8 protein-coding genes and 1 pseudogene are annotated in these 9,574 nt (G+C 72.9%); 5 read left to right on the forward strand and 4 right to left on the reverse strand.

The genetic code is table 11. The features are described 5' to 3' along the window. The first annotated feature begins 31 nt into the window (after positions 1 to 31). Positions 32 to 1,342, forward strand: a complete 1,311-nt coding sequence (locus tag N801_RS07945) for a carboxylate--amine ligase (protein WP_245618302.1) — start codon at positions 32 to 34, stop codon at positions 1,340 to 1,342. Here the strand turns inward: N801_RS07945 and N801_RS07950 are convergent. After that, a complete protein-coding gene (locus tag N801_RS07950) occupies positions 1,332 to 4,238 on the reverse strand; it encodes a helix-turn-helix transcriptional regulator (RefSeq protein ID WP_035935929.1) in 2,907 nt (968 codons plus the stop codon). The genes N801_RS07945 and N801_RS07950 overlap by 11 nt on opposite strands. 183 nt (positions 4,239 to 4,421) lie before the next feature. Here N801_RS07950 and N801_RS07955 point away from each other — a divergent pair, with 183 nt between their 5' ends. Next, entirely contained in the window at positions 4,422 to 4,658 is a 237-nt protein-coding gene (locus N801_RS07955; RefSeq protein ID WP_035935931.1) for a hypothetical protein, read from the forward strand. Beyond that, positions 4,655 to 5,485, forward strand: coding sequence for a class I SAM-dependent methyltransferase (locus N801_RS07960; protein ID WP_035935934.1), 831 nt, complete (start codon positions 4,655 to 4,657; stop codon positions 5,483 to 5,485). Before N801_RS07955 ends, N801_RS07960 begins: the two co-directional genes overlap by 4 nt. An 84-nt stretch (positions 5,486 to 5,569) precedes the next feature. Here N801_RS07960 and murJ read toward each other — a convergent pair whose 3' ends face one another. From murJ to N801_RS07975, 3 genes are read right to left on the reverse strand one after another with little or no spacing between them, the layout of a single operon-like run. Continuing rightward, positions 5,570 to 7,267 (reverse strand): murein biosynthesis integral membrane protein MurJ, encoded by a 1,698-nt coding sequence (murJ, locus tag N801_RS07965; protein WP_052112752.1) that lies wholly within the window; start codon positions 7,265 to 7,267, stop codon positions 5,570 to 5,572. 42 nt (positions 7,268 to 7,309) lie between these two features. After that, positions 7,310 to 8,263, reverse strand: a complete 954-nt coding sequence (gene mshD, locus N801_RS07970) for a mycothiol synthase (protein ID WP_052112753.1) — start codon at positions 8,261 to 8,263, stop codon at positions 7,310 to 7,312. Further along, positions 8,260 to 8,967: a winged helix-turn-helix transcriptional regulator gene (locus tag N801_RS07975; RefSeq protein WP_035935935.1), complete on the reverse strand. Its 708-nt coding sequence runs from the start codon at positions 8,965 to 8,967 to the stop codon at positions 8,260 to 8,262. The genes mshD and N801_RS07975 overlap by 4 nt, the downstream gene beginning before the upstream one ends. Positions 8,968 to 8,987: 20 nt before the next feature. Between N801_RS07975 and N801_RS07980 the strand changes: the two genes are divergently transcribed. Further along, positions 8,988 to 9,260 (forward strand): MoaD/ThiS family protein, encoded by a 273-nt coding sequence (locus N801_RS07980; RefSeq protein ID WP_211254690.1) that lies wholly within the window; start codon positions 8,988 to 8,990, stop codon positions 9,258 to 9,260. Positions 9,261 to 9,276: 16 nt separating this feature from the next. Then, a pseudogene (locus tag N801_RS07985) lies at positions 9,277 to 9,574 on the forward strand (hypothetical protein); the annotation flags it as partial.

Consider the following 9,574-nt stretch of genomic DNA (forward strand, 5'->3'; position numbering starts at 1 on the left):
GGTTCCCTTGTCCCAGAAGGCTGCTACGCCCGTGAAGTCCTACGAGTCCATCGCCGACCAGCCGTTCGTCCCGGTCGTCGTCGGGGCGCACGTGGGTGGCTACTCGCTCGTGCGGGCCTTCCACGAGGCGTACGGCGTGAAGTCGCTGGTCGTCACCGGTGCGACGTCCTGGGTGGTCGACAACTCCGCGATCCTCGAGGTCGTCCACTGCTCCGACGCGCACGACCCCGACGTCCTGACGGCGACCCTGGCCGGCCCCCCCTTCGACGGTCTCGACGCACCCAAGATCCTGCTCGCCACGTCGGACGCGCTCGTCGACGTCATCGCCCTCATGCGTGACCGGCTGGACGACTCGTGGAAGGTCCCCTACGTCGGGGCCGGCCCGTTGGCCATCGCCACCCGCAAGCACACCTTCGAGGAGGCCGCGCAGCGGGCGGGAGTGACGACTCCGGCGACGACCTTCATCGACCTGGGCGACCCGGCATACGACCTCGGCGAAGCCGACCTCCCGACCGACGGGTACCCGCTCATCGTCAAGCCCACGGCCCCGGCAGCATGGAACGCGGTGACGTTCGCGGGGCAGGCCAAGGTCCACGAGGTGGCCACGCTCGACGAGCTGCGCGACCTCGTCGGTCGCGTGCAGGCCGCCGGCTACCGGGAGACGCTCGTCGTGCAGGACCGGATCCCCGGCGACGACACCGGGATGCGGATCCTCACCTGCTACTGCGACAAGGACTCGCGGGTGCGGTTCGCGAGCTACGGCCGCACCCTGATCGAGGAGCACGCGCCGGGGCTGCTCGGGGTGCCGGCCGCGATCCTCACCGGCCAGGACCGGCGGATCGTCGACGAGGCGGTGCGGCTGCTCGCCGAGCTGAAGTGGGTCGGCTACGCCAACTTCGACCTCAAGTACGACCCGCGGGACGGGCAGACGAAGTTCTTCGAGCTCAACCCGCGGCTCGGCCGGTCGAACTACTACGTCACGGGGACGGGCTTCAACCCGGTGACCTGGTACGTCGAGGAGTACGTCCACGACCGGCTGCCCACCGAGTTCGAGCTCGTCGAGGCCGACACGGAGACGGTCTACTCGGTCGTGCCCGTGCGGACCATCAAGTGGGCGCTGGCCCGCCACCCCGACCTGTGGGCCCGCGTGCGGCGCGTCATCAAGGCCGGTGGGCTGCGCAACCCGCTGCACTACCGGGCCGAGCGCGACCCGCGCCGGTGGGTGAAGATCCTCGCGGCAGGCGTGAGCTACGACCGGAAGTTCCACCAGTACTACGACCCCGAGGCGGCCTACCACCCCGGTGGCGAGCCTGCCGACTCCGACCTCCCGGTCACCCGCTGACGGCCTCGGCGTCCCGTCCGTCAGGATCCGACGACAGACGCGTGACCAGCCGGGAGAGCTCGACCCGGTTGGCGGTGCCGGTCTTGCGCAGGAGGCTGGACACGTGCGAGGAGACCGTCTTCTCGCTGATCACCAACGACGCGGCGATCTCGCTGTAGGTCGAGCCCTCGACCACGTGCGCCAGGATCTCCCGCTCGCGGGTGGTCAGACCGGGCAGGGGCACTGCGACGTCCGCCGACGTGGAGGTCCGTGGCGAGCGCGGGACCCGGGCGATCCGGCCGAGAGTGGCGACCTCGTCGAGGATCGACCTCGCATCGAGGTGACGTGCCAGGTGCTCGGCGCGACGCCACGCCTCGATGCCTCGGCGGCGTTGCGTGGGCCCCTGGGCGAGAAGCGACTCCGCAGCTCGCCACCACGCGTACACCGCGACCCAGGGCTGCACCGCGGCCTCGCACGACTCGGCCACGTCCCACCACCGGTCGCCGGTGTCCGCGCTCGCCCGGGCTCGCGCGACCTCGGCGTCGTACCAGTCCTGCATCGCCCGCAGCTGCGGTTGCTCCTCGAGGTTCTCGCCGAGGTCGACCACGATGGTGGGGAACTCCCGCACGAGGTCGTCGATGTCGCGTGGCTCGGCTCCGCCCTCGCCCGGCAACCGCCCCGCCTCGGCCAGGTCGGCGAGGGCGCGGGCGGCCAGCGGGACGAGCCACTCACAGAGGTGCGGAGCCGCACCCGGAGCGCGGGCGCCGGCGACCGCGGCCCGCACCGCGTTCGCTGGGTCGCCCGACGCGAGGGCGACCAGGGCCGACGCCGTGGCCACGGCGACGTTGGGGTGGGCGCCGGGTCCGGCCAGCAGCTCGGTGGCTCGCTCGAGCTGCATCGCGGCCTGCCTGGGCCGGCCCTGGAAGGCGTCGAGCATGGCCGCCGAAAGCCGTGACCTGATGTCGACGAACGGTCCGGGGTCGGAGGAGCCGAGCGAGATGCGCAGCAGGTCCCGGGAGCACTCCCAGTCGCCCATGAGCAACCGCTGCTCTGCCTCCAGGCTCGCTGTCATCGCGACGAACACGTGGGGGGCGCCAGCGGCCGTCAGCTCGTGGCGTGCCCCCCGGAGCGCGTCGGCCACGGCCTCGCCCACGGGAGGACGTGCAGCGTTGACCTGCCAGGTGACGGCGTGCTCGAAGCCGTGCCAGTCACCCGCCTCGAGCGCGACGCGGCCCGCCTCCCTCGCGTGGCGGGTCGCCGTCACCGGGGAGCCGCGGACGAGGGCAACCATCGCGGACGCGCAGAGGGCGAAGGCGAGCGCGCGCGAGCTGCCGCAGTCGCGGGCGATGGTGAGGGCCCGCCGCGCGTGCTCGTCGGCTCCGGGCTCGGCCGCCCAGACCATGGTGCGCGCGAGCTCGGCCTCCGCGAAGGCGTGCTGCCACGAGGAGGGATCGGACCTGGTGAGCTCCACCGCGGTTCGCGCCTCTGCGGGGCTGGGCGTGCCGGCGCCCGTGAGGGTGTGCAGCCGGGAGCGCTGGACGTGCAACCATCCTGCCTCCAGCGGCTGCGCCTGCTCGTCGACGCCGGCGAGCAGGGCGTCGACCGCCTCCAGCTGGTCGCCGAACGCCCCTGCGTCCTCGGCCGTGCTGCGCAGGAGCTCCAACAGGTCCTCACGCGACTCGGCGGCCTGCTGGACTCCGGGCCGCAGGCCGATGGCCCGTCGCAGGAGGCGACGGAGCTCGGGTGAGGCTCGCGTCGCTCCGGCCACCTGCCAGGCCCTCATGGCCCACGCATACGCGGCGGGCTCGTTCCCCGCCTGCTGGTGGTGGTCGCTCAGGGCCATGGCCGTGGACAGCGACGGCTCCTCGCCGACCGTTGCCTCGAGCTGCCGTGCGTAGGCCGCGTGCCAGAGGCGGCTCCGGGTGGCGCCGAGGTCCGCGTCCAGGACCTCCGCCTGGAGGGGATGGTGGAACCAGTACCCGGCGGGCTCCTCGAGGCGCAGGACCCGACGCGCCACCGCCTCCTCGAGCGACGGCACGACCTCGCCGACTCCGAGGTCGTCGGCGACGGCCAGCAGCAGGCCGGCCGTCACCGGCCCTCCGGCGGCTGCCACCAGGCTGGTCACGTTCCGTGCCGACTCGCTGAGCTCGTGCCAGTCGCGCTTCACGGCCGCCTTGAGGTCGGCCGAAGGGCGGTCGGGCAGCCCTCGCGCGTCGGTCGGCACCCCACGCACCAGGAGGCTCGTGCAGTAGGGGACCCCGCCACCCTTGTCGAAGACGTCGTCGACGAGGCTCTGGTGCGGTGCCACGCCCATGAGAGACATCAGCTGCTGCTCGGTGCCGTGGCGGTCAAGAGGTCCGACGTGCACCGTGTCCACACCCGGAAGGCGCTGCACGTCCGCCAGCCACCGGTGCAGCGGGTGTCCGTCGGGGAGGACGTCGTCACGGGCGGCCACGACGAGCGCGAGGGCGCGGTTGCTCGGTCCGGCCGCGAGGTAGAGCAGGACGTCGAGCGTGCTCTGGTCGGCCCAGTGGATGTCGTCGACGAACAGGACCACCGGCGTGGTGGCGCAGACGTCGTCCACATAGGCGTCGAGCGCGCGGGGTGCCTGGTCGACGACCTCCATCGAGGCCAGGTACCCCCCGCGGTCCGGGGCCGGGGACTCCCTCAGTGCCGACCGCAACGGTTGCAGGGGGACGCTGAGCGACTGGAGCGGCAGGCAGGTGCCGCTGAGGACCAGGAACCGGTCCGCGGCCTCGGCGATGCTCTGTCGCACCAGGCTCGTCTTCCCGATCCCGGGCGTGCCGGTGACGACCAAGGTGCGGCTGTGCCCCTCGGCCGCGTGCTGGAGGCACGTGGTGAGCGCCGTGAGCTCGGCCTCGCGGCCGACGACGTGCCGTTCGTTCCCGGACGCCATCCTTCATGCTCCCACGCACCTCCGAGGGGGGCAGGGCTGACGGTGAGGAAGGCCGTCGTCGAATCCGAGGGGGCTGGGGCCAGGACGTGAGGGGTCGTGCCCGATGTGCGGGATCCGCCGACGGCGGACCGTGGAAGGAACCTCCACCGACGGTGAAGGCATCCATCCCAGAAGGAGCAGATCATGACGAACCTCATCCGTGGCGCCACCCTGGCCGCCACTCTGACGTTCCTGCTGACAGGGCCGGGGGCGGCTGTTGCCCTGCCGCATCCCGGGCCGTACATCCGGACCCCGTTCGTCCCGGCGGACCTCAACAGCCGACCGCTGGAACGCGTCGGCCACCAGCTCGTGCGGAGCGACGACCTCACCGGAGCCGGTGTGCGCGCGCCGTCGCACGTCCCGGTGGTGAGGTCACGATGACCACGGTTGACCAGCTCGAAGCGGACCGCGTGCTCAAGGACCGTCACCGGGCCATGTGGGCGCTGGGGAACTACGCCAGCGTGGCCGACGAGATCGTGGGCGACCTCGGCCGCGTGCTGGTGGCGGCCGCCGGTGTGAGGTCCGGGCAACGGGTCCTCGACGTGGCGGCCGGAAGCGGCAACGCGTCCTTCCCGGCGGCGCGCACCGGTGCCCACGTGGTCGCGAGCGACCTGACCCCAGAGCTCCTCGAGGCCGGCCGCACGCGGGCGGAGAGGGAGGGTCTGGACCTGGACTGGCGGGTCGACGACGCCGAGGCGCTGGAGCTGGCCGACGCGTCCTTCGACGTCGTGCTCTCCTGCCTCGGCGTGATGTTCGCTCCCCACCACGGTGCGGCGGCGGACGAGCTCCTCCGCGTGGCACGACCCGGGGCGACGATCGGGCTGCTCTCGTGGACGCCCGAAGGCTTCATCGGCCAGATGTTCGCGGCCATGCGTCAGTTCGTGCCCGCACCGCCGCCGGGGGTCCAGCCGCCTCCGCTGTGGGGAGACGTCGAGCACGTGCGGTCGCTGCTCGGCTCCGGGGTGACCGAGCTGAGGGCACGTCGCGAGTCCCTGGTCGTCGACCGGTTCCGTCGGCCGGAGGACTTCCGGGAGTACTTCAAGGCTCGCTACGGACCGACCATCGTGGCCTACCGGGCCGTGGGTGGGGACCCGGGACGCGCGGCCGACCTCGATGCGGCTCTCGACGACCTCGCACGTCGACACCAGGGCCCTGACGGTGCCATGGAGTGGGAGTACCTCGTCGTGACCGCGCGACGGACCCTCTGACTCCTTGCCCGGACCACCGCACCCCGCCGCGACACCGGCCCGGTGCGGTGGTCCTGGCACGACGCCCCGGAGAACCGGGCTGGGTCAGCGGGCGAGGGGGAGGCGGCGCAGGACGGGGGCGAGCATGTCGTCGACCTCGCGGATCCGCATGAGCCTGGCGACGACGAGGAACACGACGCCGAGGACGAGCCCACCGACGGCCAGCGAGACGCCCTGCAGGAGCCACTCGCTCGCCGGGTCGGCGACGAGGGACGCAGCGCCCCACGCGGCCAGACCCGCCAGCGTCGACGCGACGACGAGCCGGGCCCAGAGCCGGGTGACGACGGTCAGCCCGAGCCCGCCGAGCTGGCGCCGGGCGACGAGGAGGAACGCGGTCGCCGCGACGATGTTGGCCAGGGTGGCCCCGCCCGCGACGGTCGCGACGACGTACTCGGGCGGCGAGACCCACACGGCGACCGCGCAGGCGGAGAGGTTGACCGCCGTCATGAGGGCGACGAGCCAGAAGTTCATCCAACCGTCCCCGCGGGCGAAGCAGTAGCGCTGCTTGACCGCGGTGATGCCGAAGGGCAGCAGGCCGAACGCCATGAGGGCGAGGACGAGCGCGACGCTGCCCGGCTCGTCGATGCCCCGGCTCGGGTCGTACCGGATGCCCGGGAAGAGGGTGGCGGCCATGGGCCGACCCAGCGCGATGAACGCCGCCGCGGCCGGCAGCAGCAGCACGGCGGGGGTGCTCATCCCGCTGAGCACGCGGCGCCGCATGCCCGCGACGTCACCCTCCTCGTGGGCCCGGGACATGGCCGGGAAGAGCGCCGTGACGACCGAGGTCGTGATGATCGAGTGGGGGAGGATGTAGAGGCTGTACGCCAGGGCCTGCACCCCGTTGCCCGGCACGCTCTGTCCGAGTGACTCACCCGGCGACATCACCCGGGTGCTGACGAACCCGTAGAACTGCGAGATGACGAGGGCGGCGACCGTCCACCCGGTCATCTTCGACATCTCGGCGAAGCCGTAGCCGCGCCAGCCGAACCGGGGACGGTAGCGGAACCCGGTCTTCCGCAGCGGCATCAGCAGGCTCAGCCCCTGCACCGCGATGCCGAGGGTCGTCGTGAGGCCGAGGACGAGGATCATCTCGGTCGTCCACGTCGAGGCGGTCGGCTGCTGCCCCCACTGCCAGATGAACCAGACGAGACCCACGATCTGGATGACGTTGGCCCAGGCGGGCGCCCACGCATAGGCGAGGAAGTTGCCGCGGGCATTGAGCACCTGCCCGAGCACCGAGTACAGCCCGTAGAAGAAGAGCTGCGGCAGGCAGAGGTAGGCCATCGTCGTCGTGAGCGACATGAAGTCGTCGCCCGCGCCGTCCTTGGTCAGCGCGCCGATGATCCACGGTGTCGCCGCGAGGCACAGCAGCGTCGCGCCGCCGAGGACGAGCAGGCACAGCGTGATGAGCCGGTCGCTGAAGTCCTGGCCGCCGTCCTTGCGCATCATCGCCTTGGTGAGCTGCGGGATGAGCAGCGCGGAGATGAGCCCGCCGTTGATGAGCACGTACAGCTGGGTCGGCAGCGAGTTCGCGATGGTGAACGAGTCGAGGGCGACGGCGCCACCGACGACGCCGGTGAGCAGTGCGGCCCGCACGAAGCCGAGGATGCGTGAGCCGAACGTCCCGATCGCCATGATCGCGCTGTTGCGGGCGACGTCGTCACCGGTGCCGCGGGCGTCGGCCGCGCCGGCGGCGGCGCCCTCGGGATCGGCCTCCGCGCCTTCGGGGCGGGTCGAACTCACCGGATCTCCCTCGGGGGTGTGTGGGCTGGCGACCGGGCCACTCTACGGCGCGGGCGGACGACCGTGGACGACGTGGAGGGTGGCGTCCTCGAACCCCTGACGGCGGTATGTCGCGAGCGCTCGCGGGTTGTCGCCGTCGACGTAGAGCTCCACCGTGTCGGCGCCCTGGCGGGCGAGATGTGCCGTACCCAGCTGCGTGAGCGGCCCTGCCAGACCACGACCCTGGTATGCCGGGTGCACCCCGACGACGTAGACCTCCCCACTCGTGCCGGCTCCTTCGTCGCCGTCCCGAGCGGGGCCCGGCCGGGGGCGCGTGCCCGGCTCGCGCTTGGTCCAGTGGAAGGCCGCGAGCGGATGGGTGCCGTCCTCGTCGGACACCGTGGTGTCCTCCACGAGGAGGAAGCCCGCCGGGTCGAACCAGTCCTGGCCCATCCGGTCGCGCAGGTCCTCGAGCGTGAGGGAGCCCTGCTCCGGGTGTGAGGCGAAGGCGAGGCCGTTGACCTCCAGCCACGCCTGCTCGTCGCGGCCCGGCTCGAACGGCCGGACCGAGAAGCCCTCCGGCAGCGGCGGGTCCTCACGGTCGGCAGCGCTGAGCGCCCGGCTCATGTGGTGCAGCTCGCGGGTCGGCACCAGCCCCTCGGACGCGGCGAGGGCGCGCGCGGCGGGCAGGTCGCCGTGCGCCCAGACGCCGGTCGCGCCACCGTCGAGGAGCGCCCGCAGCAGCGCCCGCCCCACGCCATGACGACGGGAGGCCGGGTCCACGACGAGCTCGGCCGACCCGGCCCCGTCGCGAGCCGCGTAGCCCACGGGACCGGACTGACCGGCATACGCGAGGAGGTGGGTGACCGACGCGCGCGGCGAGGTGAGGGCGAGGCGGAACGCCTCGGAGACCGCGCCGACGCCGTCGGTCTCGGCCGCGCGGCCGGCCAGGGCGAGCACGGCAGCCGCGTCGGTGTCGTCGAGGTGGGTCGACTCCTCGACCCGCACCTCGCTCATGAGGTCGCGACCTCGTTGACGGCCTTCTCGGCCTCTTCGGGGACGAAGCGGTAGCCGACGTTGCGGACCGTGCCGATGAGCGTCTCGTGGTCCGAGCCGAGCTTGGCCCGCAGCCGACGCACGTGGACGTCCACGGTGCGCGTGCCACCGAAGTAGTCGTAGCCCCAGACCTCCTGGAGCAGCTGGGCGCGGGTGAAGACGCGGCCCGGGTGCTGGGCGAGGTACTTGAGCAGCTCGAACTCCTTGTAGGTGAGGTCGAGGACGGTGCCGCGCAGCCGCACGGAGTAGGTCGCCTCGTCGATGACGAGCACGCCGGCGGTGATCCGCACGTCGTCCTCGACCCCCTCGCCCTCGAGCACGCGGGCGATCGCGAGCCGCAGCCGCGCCTCGACCTCGGCGGGCCCGGCGCTGTCGAGGAGGACGTCGTCGAGGCCCCACTCGGGCGTGAGGCCGGCCAGCCCCCCCTCGGTGAGCACCGCGAACAGCGGCGCCGACAGCCCGGTCGTGCGGATGACGCGGCAGAGGGAGCGGGCCATCGCCAGCTCGCGGCGCGCGTCGACGAGGACGGCGTCCGCCCTGGGGGCGTCGATGAGGGCGGTCGGCTCCGCGGGGAGGATGCGAACATGGTGGCTCAGCAGGCCCAGAGCAGGCAGCACCTCGGCGCTCGGCGCCAGGGCGTTGGTCAGCAGCAGGAGGTGGGCCATCACGCACAGAATAGGTGGACATGACCCCGACGGACGGTTCTCACCGCGTCATGAGACCGGTGACCCTGCGCTACTGGGCGGGCGCCCGCGCGGCCGCCGGCGTCTCCGAGGAGACCCTCGTGGCCGGCCCGCTCGTCGGTGACGTCCTCGACGGTGCCGTCGAGGCGCATCCAGCGCTGCGCGAGGTCGTCGCGGTCTGCTCGGTCCTCGTCGACGGACGGTCGGTCGGCCGGGACGTCGAGGTCCCCGAGGGGACGGTCGTCGAAGTGCTCCCGCCCTTCGCCGGTGGGTGATGGCAGGATGCGCACCGTGGATGCGCCCGAGCCCGTGAGCGAGTCGCGCGCCGCGCGCCGGGCCGCGCGCGAGCAGCGCCGACACCACCCGGTCCTCCCGCCGATCGCCACCGAGCGGCGCGTCGCCATGGTGCTGGCGACGATCGTGTTCGCCGCACTGCTCGCGCTGGCGACGACCGCGGACCACGCCCTCGGCGCGGCGGCGGTCGCCTGGGGCGGGCTCGCGCTCGCCTGGGGGTGGCCCGAGCTGCTGGGCTCGTCGAGCCGGTTCGGCTCCTCGTTCGCGATCGGACTGGCGGGGGGGCTGGCGCCCG

It is taken from the genome of Knoellia aerolata DSM 18566 (assembly GCF_000768695.1).
Lineage (GTDB): Bacteria > Actinomycetota > Actinomycetes > Actinomycetales > Dermatophilaceae > Knoellia > Knoellia aerolata.